This is a genomic window from Halomonas sp. IOP_31 (assembly GCF_021151495.1).
Lineage (GTDB): Bacteria > Pseudomonadota > Gammaproteobacteria > Pseudomonadales > Halomonadaceae > Modicisalibacter > Modicisalibacter zincidurans.
In genome coordinates this window covers 20,848-46,780 of sequence record NZ_JAIRBP010000019.1, presented here as the reverse complement: position 1 = coordinate 46,780, position 25,933 = coordinate 20,848, and the positions used below count along the sequence as shown (strand labels likewise).

General features: G+C 65.6%; 20 protein-coding genes. 13 read left to right on the top strand and 7 right to left on the bottom strand.

Translation table 11 applies throughout. The features are described from left to right. Positions 1-19 precede the first annotated feature (19 nt). On the bottom strand, positions 20-682 hold the full coding sequence (gene lexA / locus K7I12_RS11095; protein WP_231664142.1) for a transcriptional repressor LexA: 663 nt from the start codon (positions 680-682) through the stop codon (positions 20-22). A 198-nt stretch (positions 683-880) separates the two neighbouring features. On the opposite strand from lexA, the gene K7I12_RS11090 reads away from it, so the two are divergent. The 4 genes from K7I12_RS11090 (at position 881) to K7I12_RS11075 (ending at position 3,899) form a co-directional block, all read left to right on the top strand. Beyond that, positions 881-1,540: a TetR/AcrR family transcriptional regulator gene (locus K7I12_RS11090; protein WP_231664141.1), complete on the top strand. Its 660-nt coding sequence runs from the start codon at positions 881-883 to the stop codon at positions 1,538-1,540. Between the two features lie 2 nt (positions 1,541-1,542). Further along, positions 1,543-2,061: a L,D-transpeptidase gene (locus K7I12_RS11085; protein WP_231664140.1), complete on the top strand. Its 519-nt coding sequence runs from the start codon at positions 1,543-1,545 to the stop codon at positions 2,059-2,061. Positions 2,062-2,130: 69 nt separating this feature from the next. Beyond that, positions 2,131-3,168 carry a beta-N-acetylhexosaminidase gene (gene nagZ, locus K7I12_RS11080; protein WP_231664139.1) on the top strand — a complete coding sequence of 346 codons (1,038 nt, stop codon included), beginning with the start codon at positions 2,131-2,133 and terminating at the stop codon, positions 3,166-3,168. Positions 3,169-3,320: 152 nt separating this feature from the next. Beyond that, positions 3,321-3,899: a hypoxanthine-guanine phosphoribosyltransferase gene (locus K7I12_RS11075; protein ID WP_031383793.1), complete on the top strand. Its 579-nt coding sequence runs from the start codon at positions 3,321-3,323 to the stop codon at positions 3,897-3,899. Between the two features lie 102 nt (positions 3,900-4,001). Here K7I12_RS11075 and K7I12_RS11070 read toward each other — a convergent pair whose 3' ends face one another. Both K7I12_RS11070 and K7I12_RS11065 read right to left on the bottom strand, forming a co-directional pair. Beyond that, positions 4,002-5,729, bottom strand: a complete 1,728-nt coding sequence (locus tag K7I12_RS11070) for an AMP-binding protein (protein WP_031383792.1) — start codon at positions 5,727-5,729, stop codon at positions 4,002-4,004. A gap of 67 nt (positions 5,730-5,796) precedes the next feature. After that, on the bottom strand, positions 5,797-6,237 hold the full coding sequence (locus K7I12_RS11065) for a MerR family transcriptional regulator (protein ID WP_051907448.1): 441 nt from the start codon (positions 6,235-6,237) through the stop codon (positions 5,797-5,799). 169 nt (positions 6,238-6,406) lie between these two features. On the opposite strand from K7I12_RS11065, the gene K7I12_RS11060 reads away from it, so the two are divergent. The 5 genes from K7I12_RS11060 to K7I12_RS11040 all read left to right on the top strand — a co-directional run bounded on the left by K7I12_RS11060 (position 6,407) and on the right by K7I12_RS11040 (position 11,621). Further along, complete coding sequence (locus K7I12_RS11060) at positions 6,407-7,573, top strand: acyl-CoA dehydrogenase family protein (protein WP_031383790.1); 1,167 nt, start codon at positions 6,407-6,409, stop codon at positions 7,571-7,573. 52 nt (positions 7,574-7,625) lie between these two features. After that, positions 7,626-8,729, top strand: coding sequence for an enoyl-CoA hydratase/isomerase family protein (locus tag K7I12_RS11055; protein WP_031383789.1), 1,104 nt, complete (start codon positions 7,626-7,628; stop codon positions 8,727-8,729). Positions 8,730-8,735: 6 nt separating this feature from the next. Beyond that, a complete protein-coding gene (gene mmsB, locus K7I12_RS11050; protein WP_328286639.1) occupies positions 8,736-9,716 on the top strand; it encodes a 3-hydroxyisobutyrate dehydrogenase in 981 nt (326 codons plus the stop codon). Positions 9,717-9,825: 109 nt separating this feature from the next. Next, positions 9,826-10,413, top strand: coding sequence for a DJ-1 family glyoxalase III (locus K7I12_RS11045; RefSeq protein WP_031383787.1), 588 nt, complete (start codon positions 9,826-9,828; stop codon positions 10,411-10,413). Between the two features lie 23 nt (positions 10,414-10,436). Further along, positions 10,437-11,621 carry an acyl-CoA dehydrogenase gene (locus K7I12_RS11040; RefSeq protein ID WP_031383786.1) on the top strand — a complete coding sequence of 395 codons (1,185 nt, stop codon included), beginning with the start codon at positions 10,437-10,439 and terminating at the stop codon, positions 11,619-11,621. On the opposite strand, the gene ppsR is transcribed toward K7I12_RS11040, so the two are convergent. Beyond that, on the bottom strand, positions 11,608-12,441 hold the full coding sequence (gene ppsR / locus K7I12_RS11035) for a posphoenolpyruvate synthetase regulatory kinase/phosphorylase PpsR (protein WP_031383785.1): 834 nt from the start codon (positions 12,439-12,441) through the stop codon (positions 11,608-11,610). The genes K7I12_RS11040 and ppsR overlap by 14 nt on opposite strands. 240 nt (positions 12,442-12,681) lie before the next feature. On the opposite strand from ppsR, the gene ppsA reads away from it, so the two are divergent. Then, on the top strand, positions 12,682-15,054 hold the full coding sequence (gene ppsA / locus K7I12_RS11030; protein ID WP_031383784.1) for a phosphoenolpyruvate synthase: 2,373 nt from the start codon (positions 12,682-12,684) through the stop codon (positions 15,052-15,054). 116 nt (positions 15,055-15,170) lie between these two features. On the opposite strand, the gene K7I12_RS11025 is transcribed toward ppsA, so the two are convergent. The 3 genes from K7I12_RS11025 to acnB all read right to left on the bottom strand — a co-directional run bounded on the left by K7I12_RS11025 (position 15,171) and on the right by acnB (position 20,607). After that, positions 15,171-17,000, bottom strand: a complete 1,830-nt coding sequence (locus tag K7I12_RS11025) for a glycerophosphodiester phosphodiesterase (RefSeq protein WP_051907446.1) — start codon at positions 16,998-17,000, stop codon at positions 15,171-15,173. Between the two features lie 99 nt (positions 17,001-17,099). Beyond that, on the bottom strand, positions 17,100-17,702 hold the full coding sequence (locus K7I12_RS11020; protein ID WP_150113099.1) for a porin family protein: 603 nt from the start codon (positions 17,700-17,702) through the stop codon (positions 17,100-17,102). 301 nt (positions 17,703-18,003) lie between these two features. Then, positions 18,004-20,607, bottom strand: coding sequence for a bifunctional aconitate hydratase 2/2-methylisocitrate dehydratase (gene acnB / locus K7I12_RS11015; protein WP_231664138.1), 2,604 nt, complete (start codon positions 20,605-20,607; stop codon positions 18,004-18,006). Positions 20,608-20,869: 262 nt separating this feature from the next. Here acnB and K7I12_RS11010 point away from each other — a divergent pair, with 262 nt between their 5' ends. From K7I12_RS11010 to K7I12_RS11000, 3 genes are read left to right on the top strand one after another with little or no spacing between them, the layout of a single operon-like run. Next, the gene (locus K7I12_RS11010) at positions 20,870-21,331 is read left to right on the top strand and encodes a DUF1289 domain-containing protein (RefSeq protein ID WP_231664137.1); all 462 of its coding nucleotides are present in this window, start codon (positions 20,870-20,872) and stop codon (positions 21,329-21,331) included. Then, positions 21,328-21,966: a tRNA-(ms[2]io[6]A)-hydroxylase gene (locus K7I12_RS11005; RefSeq protein WP_031383779.1), complete on the top strand. Its 639-nt coding sequence runs from the start codon at positions 21,328-21,330 to the stop codon at positions 21,964-21,966. The genes K7I12_RS11010 and K7I12_RS11005 overlap by 4 nt, the downstream gene beginning before the upstream one ends. A gap of 59 nt (positions 21,967-22,025) precedes the next feature. Then, entirely contained in the window at positions 22,026-25,928 is a 3,903-nt protein-coding gene (locus K7I12_RS11000) for an AAA family ATPase (RefSeq protein WP_031383778.1), read from the top strand. The last annotated feature ends 5 nt before the right edge of the window (positions 25,929-25,933 follow it).

Genomic DNA, 25,933 nt, shown 5'->3' with positions numbered 1-25,933 from the left:
CGCCGAGCGCCACCGCATGCTAACCCAGCGCCTGGCCGTTGCCACCGCGGATCACGCCGACGCCGACGCCCTCGATGTCCAGATGCTCATGGCGCAGATCGACCTGGATCGGTTCGAACTCGGGGTTCTCGGCGAGCAGCCATACGCGATGGCCGTCACGCTTGAAGCGCTTGACGGTCACGTCGTCCTCCAGGCGAGCCACCACGATCTGCCCGTCGCGGACCCGGTCGGTGCGGTGCACGGCGAGCAGGTCGCCCTCGAGGATGCCGACGTCGCGCATCGATAGCCCGCGCACACGCAGCAGGTAATCGGCGCGTGGCGAAAAGAAGTCGGCCGATAACGGGCAGTAGCGATCGATATGCTCGGCGGCCAGCATCGGGCTACCGGCAGCGACCTCACCGATGATCGGCAGGCCGCTCTCGCTGTCGGTGAGACCCGCTTCACTCTGGGGATAGGCCTGAGCGGCCTGGCTGGGCAGGCGGATGCCTCGCGAGGTGCCGGGAATCATGCGGATCACGCCCTTGCGGCTAAGCGCGCGCAAGTGCTCCTCGGCGGCGTTGGGCGAGCGGAAGCCCAGTGCACGGGCAATCTCGGCCCGGGTCGGCGGATAGCCCAGTTCGTTCATGGTCTTGACAATGAAGTCGTAGACGTTCTGCTGGCGCGGGGTAAGAGTGTGGGTCATGCGGCCTCCGCTGGTCGCTTAACGGGTTCGTGGTTAAGTATACAGCATGGAATTGCATCCAGTAATCGGCAAGTCGGCGCTCGGCTCGAATAGTGCAGCTGAACCCAACGTTTGAAACGGACCGGTTTGTTGAAGAAACGTTAACGAGGTAGAATCCTGGCCACGTTTAAAACAATCGTTTTTCAGCAGGGATATGTCATGGCTCAGACCGACACAGTGACGCGGATACTCAATACCGCCGAAGTGCTGTTTGCCGAGCGCGGTTTTGCCGAGACGTCGTTGCGTAACATCACCAGCAAGGCCAAGGTCAACCTGGCGGCGGTGAACTATCATTTCGGCTCCAAGAAGGCGCTGATTCAGGCGGTCTTCGCGCGCTACCTGGACCCGTTCACGGAGCGCTTCCACGCCAGGCTCGACGAACTCGAGGCCGACTATGCAGGCCAGCCCATCCCCCTGGAAGTCCTGTTGGAAAGCATGGCGCGCACCGTGCTCGAGGTGCCGGCCGAGCGCAACAGCCTCAAGGTGTTCATGCGCCTGCTGGGGCTGGCCTACACTCAGGCCCAGGGCCACCTGCGCAGGTATATCCAGCAGCAGTACGGCAGCGTCTTCACGCGCTTTGCCGAACTGGTGCGCAAGGCCACGCCGCAACTGCCCGACAGCGAACGCTTCTGGAGGCTGCACTTCATGCTGGGTACGGTGATCTTCACGTTGTCCGGGCTCGATGCATTGCGCGACATCGCCGAGCAGGATTATGGCGAGCACGTCAGCGTTCGTGAGCTGATCCGGCGCTTGCGGCCGGTGGTGGTCGCCGGCATGAACGCGCCGCTGCCCGAGGACCCACAGGCATTGGCGGGGTAGGCATGCGCACACCGCGACTCCATGAACTGCCGCCGGCGGATGCGCTATGGCTCGAGATCGATCTGGCGCGTCAGTCGCTGACCGTGTGGCAGGGCCGTGACGCGCTACAGCGTCATGCCATCTCGTCGGGTGCCGCGGGCAACGGGCAACACACTGGCAGTGGCCAGACACCGCTGGGCTGGCATTACGTGCGCGCGGCGATCGGCGGGGGCGAGCCGCCGGGCACGGTATTTCGCGGCCGTCGATCCACCGGGGAGGTGTATGGCCCCGCGCTGGCGGCGGCCCACCCACAGCGCGACTGGATCCTCACGCGCATCCTCTGGCTGTGCGGGCTGGAGCGGGGTTTCAATCGCGGGGGTGCCGTCGATTCCCAGCGCCGCTATATTTACCTGCACGGCACGCCTGCCTCGGAGCCGATGGGCCAACCCGCCTCGCACGGTTGCATACGGCTACGCGACGAGGTGCTGCTCAGCCTGTTCGAGCGGGCCGTGCCGGGTACCCCGGTGTGGTTGCATGACTGACCGCCAACGCCTGTTGTCGGGGCCGTCATTGGTCTAGAATCGGCCCCCTCAAAGCCAAGGACTCCGACCATGACCCAACCGCTCGGCCCGGTGATGCTGGATCTCGAAGGGACTACTGTGAGTCGCGCTGAGCGCGAACTGCTGATGCGGCCCGAAGTCGGCGGGGTGATTCTGTTCGCGCGCAACATCGCCGATGCGGCCCAGGTCGGCGAGCTGTGCGCCAGCCTGCGCCAGATTCGCCCGGATCTGCTGCTGGGGATCGACCAGGAGGGTGGCCGGGTTCAGCGGCTGCGCGAGGGCGTGACGCGGTTGCCGTCGATGGCCCGGCTGGGGCGCTGCTACGTGAGCGACCCGCAGCGCTGTCTGCATCTGTGCCGGGAAGCCGGGTGGCTGCTGGGCATGGAGATGGCGGCCTGCGGGCTCGACCTGAGCTTCGCCCCGGTGCTTGACGTCGACGCCGGACTTTCCAGCGTGATCGGCGACCGCAGCTTCTCGGCGGATCCGCACGCCGTGGCGACGATGGGAAGGGCGTTCATCGACGGCCTCCACGAGGCCGGCATGGTCGCCGTGGGCAAGCACTTCCCGGGCCATGGTGGTACCGCCGCCGACTCGCATACCCACGAGGTCGTCGATGAGCGCCCGCTGCAGGCGCTGCGGGCCCATGACCTGATTCCCTTCGCCGAGCTGGCCGGGCGTCTCGACGGCATCATGCCGGGACACGTGGTCTATCCGGCGTTCGATGCGCGGCCGGCCGGTTACTCGCCGAGCTGGCTGGGGCTGCTGCGCGAGGAGCTGGGCTTCAAGGGCACGATCTTCTCCGACGATCTGTCGATGGCGGCCGCGCATACCGCGGGCGATCCTGCCGCGCGCGCCCTGCAGGCGCTCGATGCCGGCTGTGACATGGTCCTGGTATGCAACGACCGCGACGCCGCCCGGGCGGTCATCGAGGCCTGTGCCGGGCGCGCTTCCAAGCGCCCGGCCAAGCTGCGTTACGGCCGCGCCCGGCCGGGACTCGACACGCTGACGGCGCTGAGCCGCTGGCGCAAGGCCCACGCGCAGCTCGAGGCGCTGGTCGACGAGCCTGCGGATCCCGCACCGCAGAATTGAGCGTGCTGTGACACTCAATGCCCACGAGAAGACGCCAAAGCGTCGCGATACAGCGGCGAACGGCCGCCTTCACCTTTGGATTCATCGTGCCACGCCGCTTCCATCGGAAGCGGACGTGGACCTTCCGCAAGCGACAGTGACACCAATTTCCGATGTCTGAACACGAAAGCACGCATCACGATTCTCTCACCTTCATGCGTGAGCTCATGGACAATGCCGATTGTCTGATCACCCAGTCCCAGGTCGAGCGCGCCCTCGATCGCATGGCCGAGGCGATCACCGACAAGCTGGGCGACAAGCTGCCGGTCTTCTACTGCGTGATGAATGGCGGACTGATCACCACCGGCCACCTGCTGACGCGGCTCGGCTTCCCGCTGGAAGTCGATTACCTGCACGCGACCCGCTATCGGGGCGGCATACGCGGCGGCGAGCTGTTCTGGCGGGTCTCGCCGGAAGTGCCGATGGCCGGCCGGCACGTGGTGATCGTCGACGATATTCTCGACGAGGGCGCTACGCTGGCGGCGATTCTGGCCTACTGCCGCGCAGCCGGCGCTGCCAGCATCTCGACCGCGGTACTCGTCGACAAGCGCCACGAGCGCAAGGCGGCACCGGATCTCAAGGCCGATTACTGCGGTCTCGAAGTCGAGGATCGCTACGTGTTCGGCTTCGGCATGGACTACAAGGGCTACTGGCGCAATGCGCCGGGAATCTTCGCGCCGAAGGGCATGTGACCGCCCCTTCGGGGCGAGCGGTAAGCCTTAAGCCGGAAGCTATAAGAAAACCCCACGGGCCTGACGCTCGCGGGGTTTTGCTTACCGCTTAAAGCTTACAGCTCAGGCCAGCCCCAACTCCTGGGTGGCGGTCTCGCGCATCTTGAACTTCTGGATCTTGCCGGTGACGGTCATCGGAAAGTCGTCGACGAACTTGACGTAGCGCGGCACCTTGTAGTGCGCGATGCGCCCCTGGCAGAACGCCCGGAGTGCCTCCTCGTCGAGTTGCTGGCCGTCGACCAGCTTGACCCACGCCATCACCTCTTCGCCGTACTTGCCGTCGGGGACGCCGATCACCTGAACATCCGAAATCGCCGGGTGGGTATACAGGAAGTCCTCGATCTCGCGCGGATAGATGTTCTCGCCGCCGCGGATGATCATGTCCTTGATGCGCCCGGTGATCGCCACATAACCCTCGGCGTCCATCTGCGCCAGGTCGCCGGTGTGCATCCAGCCGGCATCGTCGATCGCCTTGTCGGTGGCCTCGGGGTTCTGCCAGTAGCCGAGCATCACGCTATAGCCGCGGGTGCACAGTTCGCCGCGCTCGCCGTGCGCCACGATGCGCCCCGTCGATGGGTCCACCAGCTTGACCTCCTGATGGGGGTGGATGGTGCCCACGGTGGTCACGCGCTTGTCGAGCGGGGCGTCGGTCTGGGTCTGCAAGCTCACCGGGCTGGTTTCGGTCATGCCGTAGCAGATGCTGACCTCCTGCATGTGCAGCTTGTCGATTACCTGGCGCATTACCTCGATGGGGCAGATCGAGCCGGCCATGATCCCGGTGCGCAGCGACGACAGGTCGAAGCGGGCGAACTCGGGATGCTCGAGCTCGGCGATGAACATCGTCGGCACCCCGTAGAGGGCGGTGGCGCGCTCCTCGGCCACCGCCGTGAGGGTGGCCAGCGCATCGAAGCCCTCGCCGGGATAGATCATCGCCGCGCCGTGGGTCATGCAGCCCAGGTTGCCCATCACCATGCCGAAGCAATGATACAGCGGGACTGGAATCACCATGCGGTCTTCGGCGGTGAGCGCGATGCGTTCGGCGACGAAGAAGCCGTTGTTGAGGATATTGTGATGCGACAGCGTGGCGCCCTTGGGCGCGCCGGTGGTTCCCGAGGTGTACTGGATATTGATCGGATCGTCGAACTGCAGGCTGGCCTGCAGGGTGGCGAGCTGCTCGGCGCTCGTCTCGTCGGCGCGCTCGAGCAGCGCACGCCAGGTGAGCATGCCGGGCAGCGCCCAGTCGTCGTCGAGACACACCACGCGCTTGAGCTCGGGCAGCCGTTCGCCGGCGCGCGTGGCACCGGCGAGCGTCGCACCGGCCGTTTCATTGAGCGCGGGCACCAACTCGGCGATCATGTCGGCGTAGCGCGAAGTCTTGAAGGCGCCCTGCAGAATCAGCGTCGACGTGCCTGACTGGCGCAGCGCGTAATCGAGTTCGTGGCTGCGATAGCTGGGATTGATGTTGACCAGGATGGCGCCGATCTTGGCGGTGGCGAACTGGGTGATCGCCCATTCGGCGCGATTGGTTGCCCAGATTCCGACCCGCTCGCCGCTCGCCACGCCCACGGCGAGCAGGGCGCGTGCGGCGCGATCGACTTCGGCCTGAAGGCGGGTCCAGCTATAGCGCAATCCCTGATGACGGCTGATCAGCGCGTCGCGGTCCGGATAGCGAGCGACGGTGGCATCGAAACAGTCGCCGATGGTTTCGCCCTTGAGCGGCCGTTCAGCGACGCCGCTGACGTAGCTGGGGCGATTTTTCGGGACGGTGCGGGGGGTGGCTTGGCTTGTCATCGCTGATTCCTGCTTGTTTTTGTCGGCTCGGGCAAGGCTTTGAAAGCGGCGTGTCTGGAAAACGGGTTCAGGAACTCGCGCGTTGTCGCGACAGCGCGGCCAGCGAGTCGCGGCAGCGCGCCTCGACGTCGTCGAGCTCGCGCTGCAGGGCCTGGATATCCTGCCGTTGCCGGGTGAGCGCGGCGCGCTTCTCGTCGAGGATGTCCAGCATGCGTCGCAGCTGGCGCTCATCGCCGTCGGGCGCATGATCGTAAAGATGGATGACCTCGCGGATCTCGGCCAGCGAAAAGCCCAGGCGCTTGCCGCGCAGGGTCAACTTGAGGCGCACCCGGTCCTTGTCATGGTAGATGCGCGTCTGACCGCGACGCTCGGGCTCGAGCAGGCCTTCCTGCTCATAGAAGCGGATGGTGCGCGGGGTGACCTCGTAGCGCCGTGCCAGCTCGCCGATGGTATAGGTGCGACGATGGGTGTCGCGCGCGCCGACGGTGGCGGGGGTCGTCTCTAGCATGCGGCTGATCCTCGCAATCGGTGGGGATGACGCCGATGTCATCGTGCCCGTCGCCCTAGGCTAGAGGAGGCTTACGTTTACGTAAAGTAGACTAACGGCCGTCTTGTCCGCTCGCTGCGCGCTGCTAGGTTAGAGTCACGAGCCACCGAAAAGCCGAGGAATACCGCTCATGGACTTCGCCCTGAGTGACGACCAACGTGCCCTGCAGCAGGCCGCTGCCGACTTCGCCCAGGCCGAGCTCGCTGCGCACGCCGCCGAGTGGGACGCCACCGCGCACTTTCCCGTGGAGGTCATCCGCCGCGCCGGCGAGGCCGGCTTTCTGGCCATCTACATCGACGAGGCGCGTGGCGGGCTGGGGCTGTCGCGCCTCGACGCCGCGCTGATCTTCGAGCAGCTCGCCCAGGGGTGCGTGTCGACCACCGCCTACCTGACGATTCACAACATGGCGACCTGGATGATCGCCAGCTGGGGCAACGAGGCGCTGCGCGAGAGCTGGATCGAGCGCCTGGTCAGCGGCGAGCGGCTGGCCTCCTACTGCCTGACTGAACCCGGCGCCGGCTCCGATGCCGCCAGCCTGACGACCCGGGCGGTACGCGACGGCGACGAATACCGACTGACCGGCAGCAAGATGTTCATCTCCGGCGCCGGCGCCACCGACGTGCTGGTAGTGATGGCGCGTACCGGGGCGGCGGATTCCGGCGCGGCGGGCATCTCGACCTTCCTGGTGCCCGCCGACAGCGCGGGGATCGAGTACGGCAAGAACGAGGAGAAGATGGGCTGGAAGAGCCAGCCGACCCGGCTGGTCAGTTTCGACGACGTACGGGTGCCCGCCGGCAACCGGCTGGGCGAGGAGGGCGAGGGCTTCAAGCTGGCGATGAAGGGGCTCGATGGCGGGCGTCTGAATATCGCCAGCTGCTCGCTGGGCGCGGCCCAGCAGGCGCTGACGCTGTCCCGCGACTATCTTCAGCAGCGTAAGCAGTTCGGCCGCGAACTGGCGACGTTCCAGGCTCTGCAGTTCAAGTTCGCCGACATGGCCAGCGAGCTGCTCAGCGCCCGGCTGATGGTGCGCCATGCCGCCTGGCAACTCGATCGCGGCGATCCCCAGGCGCCGGCCCACTGCGCGATGGCCAAGCGCCTGGCTACCGACATCGGTTTCCAGGTCTGCAACGACGCCCTGCAGCTGCACGGCGGTTATGGCTACATCCGGGAATACCCGCTCGAGCGGCTGGTGCGCGACACCCGCGTTCACCAGATCCTCGAGGGAACCAACGAGATCATGCGCCTGATCGCCGCGCGCCGGCTGTTCGAGCCGGGCGTCGTCGAGCTGCTGCAATGAGCGCTGACGCGCTCGCTTCGCCGAGATTACAACCAACCGGAGACGCCGGATCATGACCGAGGATGCCGTGCTTTTCGACACGTGGCCGACCCGCGACGAGCGGCGCATCGGGGTGGCCACGCTCAATGCGCCGCGCTCGCTCAACGCCTTGTCGCTGGCGATGATCGAGGGGTTGCTGGCGCGTCTGGAACAATGGGCCGACGACCCATCGGTCGCCGCGGTATGGCTCGAGGGCGCGGGCGACAAGGCGTTCTGCGCCGGCGGCGATGTTGTCGCGCTGTACCGCGCCATGCGCGATACCGCCGGTGCGCGCGATGCGGATTTCGCCACGCGCTACTTCAGTGCCGAGTACCGCCTCGACTACCGTATCCACCGCTATCCCAAGCCGCTGATCGTATGGGGCGACGGCATCATCCTGGGCGGTGGCCTGGGGCTGATGGCTGGTGGCAGCGAGCGGGTGGTCACCGAAACCTCGCGCATCGCCATGCCCGAGATCACCATCGGGCTGTATCCCGATATCGGCGCCAGCTGGTTTCTGAGCCGCATGCCCAGTGGGCTGGGCGCCTACCTGGGACTGACCGGCGCCCAGTTGAACGCCCGCGATGCCTTGCTGGCGGGGCTGGCCGACCGCTTCATTCCCCGCGAGCGACGTGAAGCGCTGATCGCCGCCCTGCAGCAGGGCGAACTTGCCCGCCCGAACGCCGTGGGCGAGATACTGGCGGATTTCGAGGCGCGCAGTCAGGCGCCCGAAAGTCCACTGCTAAGGCAGTTCGATGTCATCCAGAACCTGGTCGGGGTGCCCCACGTCGCCGGCGCGGTGCGGCGCATCCTCGACGACGGACGCGACGATCCCTGGCTGGCCGCCAATCGCCGGCGTCTGGCGGAGGGCTGCCCGATCACCGCCCATCTGATCTGGCGCATGCGCGAACGCCACCGTCACTCGAGCCTTGCCGATACCTTCCGCGACGAGCTCAACCTGTCGGTGCAATGCACGCGGCATGCCGATCTCGCCGAGGGCGTGCGGGCGCTGCTGATCGACAAGGACAAGACGCCGCGCTGGTCGTATCCCGACGTGGCCAGCGTCCCGTCGTCGGCTGTCGACGACTTTCTGGCGCCGCTCTGGTCGCCCGCGGAGCATCCGCTGCGCGATCTTTGAGGCCGGATCAACACGGCCGTCGTTAACAACAACAAACACAGGAGCACAGTTATGACGAGCATGAAAGTCGCCTTTATCGGGCTGGGCAACATGGGCGCGCCGATGGCCGAGAACCTGATCAAGGCCGGCTTCGAGGTGACGGTCTACGACCTGGTCGAATCCGCCATGCAGACTTTGGAGCAGGCCGGTGCGCGTCGCGCCTCCTCGGCCAGCGAGGCCGCCCGCGGCGTCGAGGTGGTGATCTCGATGCTGCCGGCCGGCGCCCATGTGCGCAGCCTCTACCTGGGTGGCGACGCGCCGGGTCTGCTCGATGCGCTCGATGGCAAACCGCTGCTGATCGATGCCTCGACCATCGCGCCCGACGATGCGCGAACCGTCGCCGAGGCCGCCGCGGCACGCGGCCTGAGCTATCTCGACGCGCCGGTGTCGGGGGGCGTCGGCGGCGCCCGGGCCGGCACCCTGACCTTCATCGTCGGCGGCAGCGCCGAGGCTTACGTCCAGGCCCGACCACTGCTCGAGGCGATGGGCAAGAACATCTTCCACGCCGGCGCCAGCGGCGCCGGACAGGTCGCCAAGCTGTGCAACAACATGCTGCTGGGCATCCTGATGAGCGGCACCGCCGAGGCGCTGGCGCTGGGGGTCGGCAATGGCCTCGATCCAGCGGTGCTCTCGGAGATCATGAAGCAGAGCTCGGGCGGCAACTGGGCGCTCAACGTCTACAATCCCTGGCCGGGGGTGATGGAACAGACGCCGGCTTCCAACGGCTATCAGGGCGGGTTCCTGGTCGACCTGATGGGCAAGGACCTGGGGCTGGCGACGACGCTGGCGCTGGAATCCCGCGCGGCGATTCCGATGGGTGCCCAGGCCCGCAACCTGTATGCGTTGCACGCATCGCAGGGCAACGGGCGGCTCGACTTCTCGAGCATCCAGCGCTTCTATCGTGCCGGCGATAGCGACGCTGACCGGGAAGGGGACGACAAGGGGTGATGGCATAAATGGCTGCGGGAGCGATGCGCATTGATAGGCGCTGATGGGCTTCTATGCTAAGGGGAGGCCGCCGGCCGACAAACCACCCTGAAGCCGAGGAGGTAGCGTGATGCCCCTGGTACTGCTCGCGGTCGCCGATGGCAGCGAAGATATCGAGACCGTGACCCTGATCGATGTATTGCGGCGCGCCGACATCACGGTCAGCGTGGCCTCGGTGATGAGCGATGTCAGCGTGACGCTGGCGCGCGGCACCCGATTGGTCGCCGACAAGTGTCTATCCGCGATCGACCCCGAGAGCGAATTCGATGCCATCGTGTTGCCGGGCGGCATGCCCGGCGCCGAGCGTCTGCGCGACAGCGAGGCGCTGACGGCGCTGCTTAAGCGCCAACGCCGGCGCGACGCCTGGATCGCCGCCATCTGTGCCGCTCCCGGGGTGGCGCTGGCTGCCCACGACCTGGTGCGCGGCTACATGGTCACCGGCTTCCCGGCCTTTCAAGGGTCGCTGGTCGATGCCGGAGGCCATCTCTCGCAGCACCCGGTGGTCGAGGACGGTCGGCTGTTGACCAGCCAGGGCCCGGCAACGGCAATGGGCTTTGCGCTGCACCTGGTGGGCCTGTTGGTCGACGAAGCGACCGAGCGGCGCATCGCCGAGGGCTTGCTGGCCGCCAGCCAGGAATCGGCCCTGCAAAGACACTGAAGCCGGCTTCAAAGGAGACTCCGATGGCCGCTACGACCCCCGTCGATTGGCGCGATCCGCTGTGCCTGTCGGCGCAGCTGAGCGATGCGCAGCGCCAGGTCCAGCGCACCGCCCACGATTACTGCCAGCAGCGCTTGATGCCGCGAATACTCGAGGCCAATCGCCACGAGCGTTTCGACCCTTCGATCATGACCGAGATGGGTGCCCTGGGACTGCTCGGCGCGACACTCGAGGGCCATGGCGCGGCGGGGCTCGATTACGTCAGCTATGGCCTGATCGCCCGCGAGGTGGAGCGCGTCGATTCCGGTTATCGCAGCGCATTGAGCGTGCAGTCGAGCCTGGTGATCTATCCGATTCACGCCTTCGGCAGCGAGGCCCAGCGCGAGCGTTATCTGCCGCGGCTGGTCAGCGGCGAGTGGATCGGCTGTTTCGGGCTCACCGAGCCCGATCACGGGTCCGACCCCAACGGCATGGCGACTCGCGCCCGGCGGATCGAGGGCGGCTGGCGTCTCGATGGCAGCAAGACCTGGATTACCAACGCCCCGGTCGCCGACGTGTTCGTGGTGTGGGCCAAGGACGACGACGGCCGGCTGCGCGGCTTCGTGCTCGAACGCGGCACGCCGGGGCTGTCGACGCCGGCGATCGAGGGCAAGTTCAGTCTGCGTGCCTCGAGCACCGGCCAGATCGTGCTGCAGGACGTGCAGGTCGACGACGGCGCCTGCCTGGCGAACGTCAGTGGGCTCAAGGGGCCGTTCTCATGCCTCAATCGGGCGCGTTTCGGCATCGCCTGGGGCAGTATGGGCGCCGCCGAGTTCTGCTGGCAGGCGGCGCGCGACTATACCTTGGCGCGTCATCAGTTCGGCCGGCCGCTGGCCGCCAACCAGTTGATCCAGAAGAAGCTTGCCGACATGCAGACCGAGATCACGCTGGGCCTGCAGGCGGCGCTGCGGGTCGGCCAACTGATCGACGCGGGCCAGTTGATCCCCGAGGCGATCTCGCTTATCAAGCGCAACAATGCCGGCAAGGCGCTGGACATCGCCCGCCAGGCCCGCGACATGCACGGCGGCAACGGAGTCAGCGACGAGTACCACGTGATTCGCCATCTGATGAACCTGGAGGCGGTCAACACCTACGAGGGCACCCACGACATCCACGCGCTGATCCTGGGGCGCTGCCAGACCGGCATCCAGGCCTTCAGCGCGGACTGAAGCGCCGCTGCAGACCGGTCTCGGCGATCAGCTGGGTGGAAATCTCCTCGATCGAGAAGCGCGTGGTGTCGATGTAGGGGATGTGATAGCGGCGATACAGCGCCTCGGCCTGCTGGATTTCCTGCAGGCACTGATCGATCGAGCAGTAGCGGCTGTTGGGCCGGCGCTCGCTGCGGATCGCCGCCAGCCGGCGCGGGTCGATGGTCAGGCCGAACAACTTGTGGCGATAGGGCGCCAGGGCGGCCGGCATCTTGAGATTGCCGTCCTCGTCCTGGTCGTCCTCGGTCAGCGGGTAGTTGGCCGCGCGGATGCCGAACTGCAGCGCCAGATAGAGCGAGGTCGGCGTCTTGCCGCAGCGCGATACGCCGGTCAGGATCACGTCGGCGCTGTCGTAGTGCTGGGTGCGCGCGCCATCGTCGTTGTCCAGCGCGAAGTGCACCGAGTCGATGCGATGCATGTAGATGTCGTCGCGACCGATGGCGTGGGTGCGTCCCACCGAGTAGGAGGAGTGGACCTTGAGCTCCGCCTCGAGCGGCGCCAGGAAGGTGGTGAAGACGTCGACCTTGAAGCCCGGCACGCGGCTGATGATGTCGCGGATGGTCTGATCGACGATGGTATCGATGATGATCGGCGTCTCGCCATCGCGCGCCGCAGTGGCGGCGATCACCTCGGCGAGCTTGTGGGCCTTCTCGGTGCTGTCGATGTACGGCTTGGTGATCATCTTGATTTCGAGGCTCTCGAACTGGGCCAGCAGGCTGCGGCCCAGGGTCTCGGCGGTGATGCCGGTGCCGTCGGAGATGAAGAAGGCGGTGCGGGACATGCCGGTTTTCTCGCGGGTAGTGGACTATGACGGTTCGCTGCATTGTCGATGCTCGACGTCGGCGCGACAAGCCGCCGACTACAGGAAGGAGGGTGAAAAGCGGCAATGTTGTAAAAATACTCCAGTGACTTCGCTATTAGACTAATGGCGAATACGACCTTCGCTTGGTAGGGTGCTGACATCTGCCAGGATGGCGCATTCGGCGCCCAGGCGCCATGGACCGAAACGAGGGGACCTCTCTTGGAACACTATATCGAATGGTTCGATAGTCTCGGTATGGACGATGTCGAGCGGGTGGGCGGCAAGAACGCTTCGCTGGGCGAAATGATTTCCAACCTGGCCGGCGCTGGCGTCACGGTGCCCGGCGGCTTCGCCACCACCGCATTCGCCTATCGCCAGTTCCTGGCCCATGAGGGGCTCAACGAGCGTATCAATCAAGCGCTGGTGCGTCTCGACGTCGACGATGTCAACGAACTGGTGCGCGTGGGCGGCGAGATACGCCAGTGGGTGATCGATACGCCGCTGCCGCCGGAATTCGAGGCGGCGCTGCGTGACGCCTATCGCGAACTCGAGTCGCGTCACAGCAACTTGAAGGTCGCGGTGCGCTCGTCGGCGACCGCCGAGGACCTGCCCGACGCCTCGTTCGCCGGCCAGCAGGAGACCTTTCTCAATATCGAGGGCTTCGACAACGTCAAGCGGGCGGTTCACGAGGTGTTCGCCTCGCTGTTCAACGACCGCGCGATTTCCTATCGCGTGCATCGCGGCTTCGATCACGACCAGGTCGCGCTATCGGCGGGCATCCAGAAGATGGTGCGTTCCGAGACTGGCGCCAGCGGCGTGATGTTCACCCTGGATACCGAATCCGGCTACCGCGATGCGGTGTTCATCACCGGCTCCTGGGGGCTGGGCGAGACCGTGGTGCAGGGCGCGGTCAATCCCGACGAGTTCTACGTCCACAAGTCGACGCTGGCCGCAGGCCGGCCTGCGGTGCTGCGCCGCACGCTGGGCTCCAAGCTGATCAAGATGACCTACACCGAGGACGCCTCGGCGGGCAAGTCGGTGCAGACCGTCGACGTCGCTCCCGCCGATCGGGCACGTTTCTGCATCGACGACGAGGCGGTGATGGCGTTGGCGCGCCAGGCGGTGACCATCGAGCAGCACTACGGCCGGCCGATGGATATCGAATGGGCCCGCGACGGCGACGACGGCAAGCTGTACATCGTCCAGGCGCGCCCGGAAACCGTGGTTTCCAACCAGCAGGGCGGCAAGCTCGAGCGCTTCCAGCTCAAGGAGAAGGGCCGGCTGCTGATCTCCGGCCGGGCGATCGGCCAGCGTATCGGCCGCGGGGCGATCAAGGTCATCGAGACCTCGGCGCAGATGGACAAGGTCAATAACGGCGACATCCTGGTCACCGACATGACCGATCCCGACTGGGAGCCGGTAATGAAGCGCGCCTCGGCGATCGTCACCAACCGCGGCGGGCGTACCTGTCACGCGGCGATCATCGCCCGCGAACTGGGCATCCCGGCGGTAGTCGGCTGCGGCGATGCCACCGACGTGCTCGAGGACGGCCGCGAGGTCACCGTGTCGTGCGCCGAGGGCGATACCGGGCACGTCTACGACGGGTTGCTCGACTACGACTGCACGACCACCAGCGTCGACAGCATGCCCGATCTGCCGTTCAAGATCATGATGAACGTCGGCAACCCCGACCGCGCCTTCAACTTCGCCAGCCTGCCCAATGCCGGCGTCGGCCTGGCGCGGCTCGAATTCATCATCAATCGCATGATCGGCGTGCATCCCAAGGCGCTGATGGAGTACGACCGGCTGCCTGCCGATCTGCAGCAGATCATCGACGTGCGCACTGCCGGCTATCGCGATCCAGTGACCTTTTACGTCGACAAGCTGGTCGAGGGCATCTCGACGCTGGCGGCGTCGTTCTATCCCAAGCCGGTGATCGTGCGGCTGTCGGACTTCAAGTCCAACGAATACGAGAATCTGATCGGCGGCAAGCTCTACGAGCCTGGCGAGGAAAATCCGATGCTCGGCTTCCGCGGCGCGTCGCGCTACATCTCCGAGACGTTCCGGCCATGTTTCGAGCTCGAATGCCAGGCGCTCAAGCGGGTGCGCGACGAGATGGGCCTCGACAATGTCGAGATCATGGTGCCGTTCGTGCGCACCCCGGACGAAGGCCGCCAGGTGGTCGAGCTGCTCGAGGCCAACGGCCTGAAGCGCGGCGATCGCGGGCTGCGCATCATCATGATGTGCGAGCTGCCGACCAATGCCTTGCTGGCCGAGGATTTTCTTCAGTACTTCGATGGCTTCTCGATCGGCTCAAACGACCTGACTCAGCTGACGCTGGGCCTGGATCGGGACTCGGGGATCGTCGCCCATCTGTTCGAGGAGCGCGATCCGGCGGTCAAGAAGCTGCTGGCGATGGCTATCGCCGCCTGCCGCGAGCAGGGCAAGTACGTGGGAATCTGCGGCCAGGGGCCGTCGGATCATCCCGACCTGGCCAAGTGGCTGATGGAGCAGGGTATCGATTCGGTATCGCTGAACCCGGACGCGGTGCTCGAGACCTGGTTCATGCTGGCCGGCGAGACGCTGGCCTGAGCGACCGCTCCAGCGCTGACGCCGCCCGGCACGTCACGCAACGTGCCGGGCGGCGTCGGTTGCGGCTGACGTTTCCAGGTCCTGTATCGCACTCAGACTAAGATTTGCGTTGGGGCTCAGAAGTGCAGCCAGTTGCGCAGCTTGAGCAGCAGCAGTTCGCCATCGCTGAGCTCGTGGCGCTCGGCCAGCACCTCGGCGAGCAGCGCCGGACGGTCGGTGATGATGTTATCGACGCCGAGATCGATCAGCCGCGACATCTGCGCCCGGCCGTTGACCGTCCAGGCGTGCAATGCGTAGCCGCGGCGATGGATGGCATCGGCGAGATCCTCGCTGATGCGGTTGTAGCGCAAGCCCAGCGCATCGATGTCGCCCAGATTCAGGCCGCCACGGACCACGAACTGGGCGAACAGCGTGGTGCGCAGCGTCGGCTCGCGGCGTTCGACCGCGCGGATCGCCGCGGGCGACAGCGAAGCCAGCACGAACTGATCGTAGCGCTGACGCGGGAGCTGAGCGAGTACCGCGTCCGCCAGCCGCTCGGCGTTGTCGCCGAGCGGCTTGAGCTCGATATAGAGCTTGATGCGACCGCGTGACAGTTGCAGGACCTCCGCCAGGGTGGGGATGCCCTGACCGACGAAACCATCGCCGAACCAGCTGCCCACATCGACCGCGCGGATCGCCTCGAGCGTCATCTCGCTGAGCCGTTCATCGAGTCCGACCAGCCGCTGAAGACTGTCGTCGTGAGCCACCACCACCTGGCCGTCGGCGCTCAGTCGGACGTCGAGCTCGATATAGTCGGCGCCGTCGTCGATCGCCTGCTCGAAGGCCGCCAGCGTATTCTCGGGGGCGACGGTCGAGCTGCCGCGATGGGCGGTGATGGTCACGTCGTCGCGCAGTGTGAAGCTGTTGAGCACGAAAAAAGCCTGGCTGGCGGCGAACGCCAGCACCAGCAATTCGGCACCCCAGGCGACCCAGGCCGGGTGATCGTGCGGCGTGGGCGCCGGCGGACGCGGCCGGCGATGCGCCAGGCGTAGATAGATGCAGCCGATCACCAGGCTATTGACGGCGACGCCGATGAATGTCACCGCCAGGGTCAGCAGCGCGTACAGGGTCAGGTAGCCGAGCATCGCCGGCAGCAGCACGGCGACCCGCTCGGGCAGCCACAGCAGTAACGGAGTCGCCAGCGTGTCGAACAGCGCCGAGGCGAGCACCGGCAGGGTGAGAATCAGCAACAGCGGCAAGCCGACCGGCAGCGCCAGCCGCCGCAGCCGGCGGTAGGTCAGGGCCCGGCTGCGACGCAGGGCGGCAAGTGGGCCCAGGTCCTCGAGGATCAGGCTCGGCAGTGCCAGTGACCAGCGCAGGTAGGCGTGCAGTGCACTGAACAACCAGATCAGCGCCGGTAGGCTGGCCGCAGCCAGAAATTGCCACAGCGCCGGTGGCTTGACCTGCGTGATGTAGTAACTCTCCATGTCGCCGAGCAACCATTGATAGAGCGCGCTCAGCAGCAACAGGAGCGGCAGGGCGATCGCCAACTGGATACCCACCTGGATCAGCGTCAGCGCGACGATCCCGGGTAGCCGGCGGAACACGCTCCACAAGGCATCCAGGGCCAGGCGATAGCGATAGCCCGAAGGGCGCGCCGCGACCAGCAGCATGCCGGCCTGCTGCAGGCTGAGCAGCAGCGTGGTGAAACCGATTGCGCCCAGCAGCCAGACCAGGCCGGAGGCGGACAGGACGGTGTCGAGCAGTTGCGAGCCGGTCAGCACCGGGCGACCGACCTGGCCGAGCAGGGCGGTCAGTGTCGAGGCCCCGGCCGGGAGCAACAGGGTAGTGGCGAGTAGCGTGAAGAACAGATGAAAGGCGACCAGTGGCCGCCAATGCTCGCGCAATGAGAGCCCCGCCGCGGTGATCAGCCCGCGCGGTGTCAGTGTCGAATCGTTGTCAGGCATGCGGCAAGGATGGCATCGCCGATACCGGCTGGCAATCAAGCCGATCTCCAACGAGAAACGCCGGGAACGAATCCCGGCGTTATGTCTGGCAGACCGTGGTCAGAAGCGCCAGCCCACGGAAGCGGTGAGGGTGTCGATCTTGTAATCGCTGTCGAAGTCGTAGCGTTCGTACTCGGTCCTCACCAGGAACGGATCGAAGTTGAGCTGCGCGCCGACGCCGTAGACTGGATCGGTGCCATCCTGGTCCTCGAGATCGGCGCTCAGTCCACCGAGGTTGCCGTCGACGTCGGTCTCCCACTTGGCGATCCCGGCCTTGGCGAAGGCGGTGAACCAGGAGGTGATCGGCAACTGGCCGACGGCACTCACCCCGTAGGCGTTGGATTCGAGATCGGTGTTGGCGCCGTCGTTGCCTTCGAGCCGGGTCTTGCCCAGATCCGAATAGAAGACTTCGGTGGCGAAGTAGGGATTGAACTCGTAGCCGACGAAGCCCTTGAAGACGGTGTCGTCGTCGTCGATATCGAAATCCTCGACGCCTGACTCGATGAAGTTGTCGACGTCGTCGTTGTCGTTCTTAAGCGAGCTGAAGCCGGTACCTATGCCCAGGTAGAGCCCTTCCCCGGCGTCGGCTGCCAGGACGGAGGGGGCGGCGGCGACCAGGGCCGAGGTTGTCAATGAGGCGGTAAGCAGCGGTCTGATTTTCACGAGTGTTCTCCTTGATCAATGCTCACGTTCAAGCAACTGACGAGACGGCGACCCGGTGCCTTTTCAGGGCACCTTGACGGGGGCGGTCGTCTCGCGGGAATGGCGTCCTGCCGGGTTCACGCGCGAGGTGACATACGCTCGATCGAGACCTCGTAAGGTTATGCCGAACACTGTTCGATGGCAAGCCGATGATGGTTACCGAAGGTAATGGCGGGCTCACGACAGATCATAAAAAACGCCCCGCGACAGCGGGGCGTTTCGGTCATCGATTGACGATGTTGCGAGCATCGGAATCGAAAGGTCAGGCTTGTTCGGCGAGCGGAATCACGTTGGATGCCGCTCTCTGGAACTCCTCGATTTCGTGGAAGTTCATGTAACGGTAGATTTCGCCGGCCATGGCGTTGAACTCGCCCATGTAGCCGCGGTATTCCTCGACACTCGGCAAACGTCCGACCACTGCGGCGACCGCCGCCAGTTCGGCCGAGGCGAGATAGACGTTCGCCCCGTCGCCCAGGCGATTGGGAAAGTTGCGAGTCGAGGTCGAAACCACCGTCGATTTAGGCGCGACGCGCGCCTGGTTGCCCATGCACAGCGAACAACCGGGCATCTCCATGCGCGCACCGGCACGCCCGTAAATGCCGTAGTACCCTTCCTCCGTCAACTGATGCTGGTCCATCTTGGTCGGCGGTGCAAGCCACAGGCGCGTCTTGAGACTGCCGGCTGGCAGTTTCTCGAGCAGCTTGCCGGCGGCGCGGAAGTGGCCGATGTTGGTCATGCACGAGCCGATGAACACTTCGTCAATGGTCTCGCCGGCGACCTCGGAGAGCAGCCGGGCGTCGTCGGGGTCGTTGGGCGCGCAGAGCACCGGTTCGGTGATCTCGGCAAGATCGATCTCGATCACCTCGGCGTACTCGGCGTCGGCGTCGGCACGCATCAGGCTGGGAGAGTCGAGCCATTCCTGCATCCCGGCGATGCGCCGCTCGATGGTCCGGCGATCGCCGTAGCCCTGATCGATCATCCACTTGAGCAGGGTGATGTTGGATCTCAGGTACTCCGCCACGCTGTCCTCGGCAAGCGTGATGGTGCAACCGGCCGCGCTGCGCTCGGCGGAGGCGTCGGAGAGCTCGAAGGCCTGCTCGGCGGTAAGGTCCTCGAGCCCTTCGATTTCCAGGATACGACCGGAGAAGGCGTTCTTCTTGCCGGATTTCTCGACGGTCAGCAGGCCCTGCTGGATGGCGTAGTAGGGGATTGCATGGACCAGATCGCGCAGGGTGATGCCCGGCTGGCGTTCGCCCTTGAAGCGCACCAGCACCGATTCCGGCATGTCCAGCGGCATCACGCCGGTGGCGGCGGCGAAAGCCACCAGCCCCGAGCCGGCGGGGAACGAGATGCCCAGCGGGAAGCGGGTGTGCGAATCGCCGCCGGTGCCGACGGTGTCGGGCAGCAGCATGCGGTTGAGCCAGGAGTGGATGATGCCGTCGCCCGGACGCAGCGAGACGCCGCCTCGGTTCATGATGAAGTCGGGCAGGGTGTGGTGGGTCTCCACGTCGACCGGCTTGGGGTAGGCGCTGGTATGGCAGAACGACTGCATCACCAGGTCGGCCTGGAAGCCCAGGCAGGCCAGGTCCTTGAGCTCGTCGCGGGTCATCGGCCCGGTGGTATCCTGCGAGCCCACGGTGGTCATTTTCGGCTCGCAGTACATGCCCGGACGTACGCCATTCACGCCGCAGGCCTTGCCGACCATCTTCTGCGCCAGGGTGAACCCCTTGTCGCTGTCGGCGGGCTGCTCGGGCGTCTTGAAGACATCGGAGGGGCCCAGGCCGAGTTCGTTGCGCGCCTTGTCGGTAAGGCCGCGGCCGATGATCAGCGGGATACGGCCGCCGGCCCGCACTTCGTCGAGAATCACCCGGGTCTTGAGTTCGAAGGTCGAGATCACTTCGTCGCTGTCGTGTCGACAGACCTTGCCCGCGTAGGGATAGACGTCGATGACGTCCCCCATCTCGAGCCTGGAGACGTCCATCTCGACGGGCAGGGCGCCGGCATCCTCCATGGTGTTGAAGAAGATCGGCGCGATCTTGCTGCCGAAGCAGAAGCCGCCGGCACGCTTGTTGGGCACGTGCGGAATGTCGTCGCCGAAGAACCACAGCACGGAGTTGGTGGCGGACTTGCGCGACGAGCCGGTGCCGACCACGTCGCCGACGTAGGCAACCGGGAAGCCCTTGGCCTTGACCGCATCGATCTGTTCCAGCGGCCCCTTGACGCCGGGCTCGAGGGGCTCGATGCCGTCGCGCGGATTCTTGAGCATGGCGTTGGCGTGCAGCGGGATGTCCGGGCGCGACCAGGCATCCGGCGCCGGTGACAGGTCGTCGGTGTTGGTCTCGCCGGGCACCTTGAAGACCGCCAGGCTGACCTTCTCGGCCAGCGCCGGCTTGGCCAGGTACCATTCGGCGTCGGCCCACGATTGCAGCACGTCTTGGGCGACGGGGTTGCCGTTTCTGGCACGCTCGGCGACGTCGTGGAAGGCATCGAACATCAGCAGGGTGTGCTTGAGCTGTTCGCCCGCCTCGTTGGCCAGCGCGGCGTCGTCCAGCAACGCCACCAGGGTGGCGATGTTGTAGCCGCCCTGCATGGTCCCCAGCAGCCTGACCGCATGGGTCTTGTCGATCAGCGGCGAGTCGGCCTCGCCCTTGGCGATGGCGGTCAGGAAGCCGGCCTTGACGTAGGCGGCCTCGTCGACGCCCGGCGGAACGCGATCGGTGATCAGCTCGAGCAGGAACTGTTCTTCGCCGGCCGGCGGGTTCTTGAGAAGTTCGATCAGCGCGGCGGTTTGCTCGGCATTCAGCGGCTTGGGCGGTACGCCCTGGGCAGCGCGCTCCTCGACATGGTGGCGGTAGGCTTCAAGCACGTGTGGGGACCCTCATCAATTATCGGAATCCAGCGGGGCAGAAAAGAGGGACCAGATAGTGACGCATGTCGCTTAAATGGCTTTTTTCTGTTTCCTCTGGCCCTATTTGAGCCGAGCGCATTCTACGGGAAACTGTCGACAATGTTAAGCGAGGCGGTTCCGGCCGTCTGCGCCGCGGCCTCTTTGCCGTATTCCGACCAGGCCGGCCGGTCGCTGGTCCTGGCCTGGCGCGTTATGATGGAGGCTCTTTCGGGAGGGCTTGATGTCGCAACGTATTGTTTCGCCCTGCGTAGGGCTTTGTTCGACCACCGTGGGCGATTCGGTCTGCCGTGGCTGCCAGCGCCACGAAAGCGAGATCCGCGACTGGTTCGTCTACAGCGACGCAACGCGGCGCGAGGTGATGCAACGGCTGGATGCCTGGCGGGCCCGGGTCGCCGGCGAGTACCTGTCGGTCAGCGATGAGGCGCAGCTCGAGGCGCAACTGGTGCGTCATCGCATACGCCATCGCCCCGACCAGCCGGCGCTATCGCGTGCCGTGGAGCTGTTGCGGGTCGGCCGGGGGCGGATGCGCGACATCACGCGTTACGGACTGCAAGCCCACGGTAAAGGTTTGCATCTGTCGGCCGATGAACTCCACAAGGCGATCGCGACGGCGCTGATGGCTCACGTCGAGGCTCGGCGGCATCATTCCGGCTTCACTCATTCGACGGGATCTTCCCCATGATTGCGATGCAAGACGGTTCCATGGAAGCCCTGTTGCCCGCCGAACTGCTGGCCTTTCTACCCTGTGCCACGCCGATGGGCTGGATCGAGGCGGCGTTGGCCAATCAGACGCTGCTGCTGATCGACCATGCGCAGTGCGAAAAGAAAGCGGCGTCCACGGCGATGAGCTTGATGTACCGATATGTCGATCGGCCGCTGCTGCTGATTAAGATGTCGCAGCTGGCCCGGGAGGAATTGCTGCATTTCGAACAGGTCGTCAAGTTGATGGAGGAACGCGGCATCCCCTATCGTCACCTCAGCGCGTCGCGCTATGCCGATGGCCTGCGGCAACACGTAAAGCGCGATGACCCTCAGCGGCTGGTCGATATGCTGATCGTCGGCGCGTTCATCGAGGCACGCAGCTGCGAGCGCTTCGCTCGGCTGATTCCGCATCTGGATATCGAGCTTGCCAAGTTCTATCGCTCTCTGGTTAAGTCGGAAGGGCGACATTATGAGGATTACTTGATGTTGGCCCAGCGCTTCGCGGACGGTCCCATCGAATCCCGTATCGCTTTCTTCGCCGATCGCGAGCGCGAGCTGATCGAAACGCCTGACGAGACGTTCCGTTTCCACAGCGGCCTACCCGCCGTGGCTTGAGTCAACGAACGCTGTCAGGGCTCGCTGTCGTCGACAGAGCAACGCAGGAACCTATAACAATGCTACGGACCCCTTCCGTCAATGCGCAGTTAACGCTGTTCGGTCATTTCTCCCTTTCGCTGGGTGACGACACCCTCACCCAATTCAGTTACGACAAGGTCAAGGCCCTGCTGGTCCATCTGCTGTTGCAGTGCCAGCCCGTCAACCGTGCTGCGCTGGCCGAGCTGCTGTGGCCCGATCAGGGACTGTCTTCGGGGCGCACCAACCTGCGCCACGCGCTGCACTGTCTGCGTCAGAGTCTCGGCGACGAGGCCGACCGGGTATTGGCGGTGTCGCGCCAGACCATAGCCTTCCAGCTTCCCGCCGACTGGCAGTTCGACCTGCACAGCATCGAGCGGTTGCTTGCCGAAACGCCGGATGTCGCGCGTCTCGAACGCCTGTTGACGCTCTACCGCGGCGATCTCGCCGAAGAGCTGCAGCTTGCCCAGTGCGCCGAATACCAGCGCTGGCTGGTGCGCATCCGTGGTGAATGGCGTCAGCGCGTGCTGGCCTATGCCGAGCAGGTTCTGCAGGAGCTCGACGAGCTGCCCGATCCGTTGCTGCGTACATTGGTCAGTCGCTTTTCCGGCTATGGGCCGTTCCACGAGGGTCTGATTCGCCAGTTGATCGAGCAGGGCCAACCGGCGGCGGCCCACGAGGAATATAACGCTTACCTGCAATTACTGGCGTTGTCGGGCCAGCAACCCGAACCGAACATACTGCAGTTGGCGCGCTACTGGTCGGATGCCAGCACCAGCGAGCTGCAGCCGATGTCGCCGCAGGGCGCTTTCTCGCGGGTGCTGGCCGCCGACAGCCAGCCGGTGCGCGACGACGAGATCGAGCATCGGCAGTTGTCGGTGATGGCCATTCGCCTGCGGCTGCACGGCGAATGGGAGGAGCGCGGCGAGGTGCGCGCCTGCCTTTCCCTGCAGATCGAGCTGCTGCGCTGGCTGGAACGTCAGTGCAACCACTTGGGCGGGTTCTGGTTGCCGGGTGCCACGGGCGGGCTGGGGCTGGCCTGTTTCGGTACCCATGGCCCGGCTCACCAGCTTGCCGAGCTGGTCGCGCTCTACGAGCATTGCCGTCGCGTGCTGCCCGAGGAGATCGCCCGGCAGTGGAGTGGCGAGGGCAAACTGCCGCAATTCGAACTGGCAGCGGGGTTGGATAGCGGGCGGGTGATCTATCTGCCCGAGCGGCAGCTGGTCGACCCGCTGGGACAGGTCACCCAGCGTTCGCTCGATCTGATGAGCCTCGCCGAAGGCAGCGAGCTGGTCATCTCCCAGGAAGCGAGCCAGCACATGCCGCCGGCGCTCGATCTGCAACCGCGCCTGTCGTCGCGGCTGATGGCGAGCGACGGCAAGGTGCGCCTGCGGGCATTGGTGCTGGGCATCAACGAGGGCGGGCGCAATGCCACCCCGCCCGATCTGGTGGGCCGCGAAAGTGCGCTGCGCAAGCTGCGCGATGCGCTGGCGCGCGCCGGGCTCGGGTTGCGTCAGAGCATACTCGTCCAGGGCGCTTCGGGCATGGGCAAGTCGGCGCTGCTGGTCAGCTTCCGACAGCTGGTGCAGAGCGAGGATATATCGCTGTGCTGGCAGTCGACTACCCGCATGTCGATGCTCGAGCCGTTCAGCGTCGCTCGCATGCTGCTGCGTTGGCATTGTCAGGACAAGCTGGATGTCGACACCTTCGATCAGGTATTGGTGAATCAAGGCCATGCCGGGCTCGTCGACGCCACCGAGCCCTGCAAGCTGCTGCATCAGGCATTGGGTCTGGAAAGCGACGGCGACAGTCTGGGGCTGGCGCAAAGCGGCGAGGCGGTGGATCTACTGGTGGGTGTGCTGCGCCGGCTGATCGAGCGGGTTACCGTGGACAAGCCGCTGGTGATGATGGTCGACGACCTGCAATGGGTCGACGAGCCTTCGCTCAAGCTGCTCGCTGGCCTGCAGGCGCGTCTGCCGATCAACAGCGCCTTTTTGATGGTGGCCAGCCATCACGGCCGCGAGCCGCTGTCGGTCAAGCTGCACTGGGATCAGCAGCTCTCGCTCGACAGGCTCGATGCCATGCAGTCTTCGCGGCTGCTTTCACAGCTGGCGCGACGTTACCGGCTGCATCTCAGTCCGCGCTTGCGCGGCCAACTGATCGAGCGCTGCGATGGGGTGCCGCTGTATCTCCAGGAGATCTGCCGGCGCCTGGACATGGATCGCCGCGAAGGGCGCAGCGTGCAGGTCGACGAGCTGCCCCGCGGCTTGTTCGGGCTATTGGCCGGCCGCATCGACCAACTCGAGGGCGATCGTCACATCGCCCATGTCGCCGCGGTGCTGGGGCGCCAGTTCCGCCTCGACTTTCTTCAGGAATGCAGTGGCCTCGACGAGCAGCGCCTGCGTCAGGGGCTCGAGCACATGCGTCGACTGGAGATCGTCGAGGCCGGCGAGCCGCATGGCGAATACCAGTATCAGTTCACTCATCCGTTGCTGCAGGAAGCCGCCTACCTGTCCTGTCCGCGCGATGTGCGCACGCGCATTCATCAGCAGGTGGTGGGGCTGATCGAGGAGCGTTTCCCGATGTGGATCAGTCGTCATCCAGGAGACTTCGCGACACACCTGCGGCGCAGCGGGCACTTCTCCCGGGGAGCGCGCTATTTCGAGCTGGCTGCCCGCGAGGCACTCAAGGTCAGCGCCAATCGCACGGCCTTGCGCATGGCCGACGCCGGGCTGGCCAGCCTGCGTCAGGTAGAAGGGCATGCCGAGCGCGAGATCAGCCTGCTCACGGTCAAGGGCCAGGCGGCCTTCGCCCTGGAGGGCCATGGCTCGCCGATCGCTCACGAAAGCTTCGTCAAGGCGCGTGAACTGATCGAGGGCAGCCGCTGCGCCGACGAGGAAACCGAACTTGAGCAGCGTTTTCTGGTCAAGTGGGGGCTGTGGGTGGGCTGCAGCCAGCGCTTCGCGCATGCCGATGCCTTCTCGCTGGCCTCGAAGATGGCGGCGATCGCCGAGCAGTTGCCGGACCCGCGTTATCGCCGCCTGGCCGACTACGCCCGGGCGCACTGCGAATACTGGGCCGGGCGCGTCCGCGAAGCCAACGAGCATCTCGAGGAGATCGATCCGCTGCATCAGCCGATGATGCTCGAATGGCTGCCGTTCTCCGACCACCCGCAGGTCGCCGCGGCCTGCTATCAAGGATGGTCGTTGTGCCTGCGGGGCGATTATCGTCGCGCCGAGCGGCAGGTCGAGGCCGCCATTCGGCTCGCCGAGACCTACAATCATCCCGGTTCGCTGGCGCTGGCGTTGCTCTTTGCCGCGGCGATGTATCGCCAGCTGGGGCACGTGCACCTGGCCGGCGCGCGCGCCGAGCGCGCCTTCGAGGTCACGCGCACGCCGGATTTGCACATCTGGCACATGACGGCGCAGTGCGCGCTGGGTTGGCACAAGGCGCTCTCGGGCGATCGGGCGGGGCTTGCGATGATCGAGGCGAGCCTCGAGGAACTGGCCGAGCTGTCCGGGCAGGATCGCTACCAGCGGCCGATGCTGTGGTACACCGATGCCTGTTTCGCGCTGGGCGAGCTGGCGCTGGCCGAGGATTATCTGGATCAGTGCCTGATGATCGCCCGCGAGCGCAGCTCGCTGTTCGTGCCGGAACTTTCGATCCATCTGGCGCGTGTCTATCAACGCCAGGGGCGCTCCGCCGATACGGTCCGTCAATTGACCGAGCAGGCCCTCGAACAGGCCCGCGAGCACGACGACCTGCATCATCAGCTGTGCGCGCTGGAGTTGTGGCTGGACGTCGTCGACTCCAGTGACAGCCATGCCAGCGACGAGCTGCGGCGCCTGCTCAAGGAGGTCACCCAGAGTGATGCCCCGGTATTGCTGCGCTGGCGCACGCTGCTTGACAAGCAGCTGTCGCGCCCGGCCGCCTTCGAGTCGTGAGCCCG

Excerpts from the sequence above, each read along its gene's own strand:
- K7I12_RS11085 (WP_231664140.1), top strand. The coding sequence starts at position 1,543 with ATGCGCACACCGCGACTCCATGAACTGCCGCCGGCGGATGCGCTATGG.
- K7I12_RS11025 (WP_051907446.1), bottom strand. The coding sequence starts at position 17,000 with ATGCCTGACAACGATTCGACACTGACACCGCGCGGGCTGATCACCGCG.
- K7I12_RS11065 (WP_051907448.1), bottom strand. The coding sequence starts at position 6,237 with ATGCTAGAGACGACCCCCGCCACCGTCGGCGCGCGCGACACCCATCGT.
- K7I12_RS11070 (WP_031383792.1), bottom strand. The coding sequence starts at position 5,729 with ATGACAAGCCAAGCCACCCCCCGCACCGTCCCGAAAAATCGCCCCAGC.
- K7I12_RS11010 (WP_231664137.1), top strand. The coding sequence starts at position 20,870 with ATGTCGCAACGTATTGTTTCGCCCTGCGTAGGGCTTTGTTCGACCACC.
- K7I12_RS11075 (WP_031383793.1), top strand. The coding sequence starts at position 3,321 with ATGTCTGAACACGAAAGCACGCATCACGATTCTCTCACCTTCATGCGT.
- K7I12_RS11045 (WP_031383787.1), top strand. The coding sequence starts at position 9,826 with ATGCCCCTGGTACTGCTCGCGGTCGCCGATGGCAGCGAAGATATCGAG.
- K7I12_RS11040 (WP_031383786.1), top strand. The coding sequence starts at position 10,437 with ATGGCCGCTACGACCCCCGTCGATTGGCGCGATCCGCTGTGCCTGTCG.
- K7I12_RS11000 (WP_031383778.1), top strand. The coding sequence starts at position 22,026 with ATGCTACGGACCCCTTCCGTCAATGCGCAGTTAACGCTGTTCGGTCAT.
- ppsR (WP_031383785.1), bottom strand. The coding sequence starts at position 12,441 with ATGTCCCGCACCGCCTTCTTCATCTCCGACGGCACCGGCATCACCGCC.
- K7I12_RS11055 (WP_031383789.1), top strand. The coding sequence starts at position 7,626 with ATGACCGAGGATGCCGTGCTTTTCGACACGTGGCCGACCCGCGACGAG.
- lexA (WP_231664142.1), bottom strand. The coding sequence starts at position 682 with ATGACCCACACTCTTACCCCGCGCCAGCAGAACGTCTACGACTTCATT.
- K7I12_RS11005 (WP_031383779.1), top strand. The coding sequence starts at position 21,328 with ATGATTGCGATGCAAGACGGTTCCATGGAAGCCCTGTTGCCCGCCGAA.
- nagZ (WP_231664139.1), top strand. The coding sequence starts at position 2,131 with ATGACCCAACCGCTCGGCCCGGTGATGCTGGATCTCGAAGGGACTACT.
- K7I12_RS11060 (WP_031383790.1), top strand. The coding sequence starts at position 6,407 with ATGGACTTCGCCCTGAGTGACGACCAACGTGCCCTGCAGCAGGCCGCT.
- K7I12_RS11090 (WP_231664141.1), top strand. The coding sequence starts at position 881 with ATGGCTCAGACCGACACAGTGACGCGGATACTCAATACCGCCGAAGTG.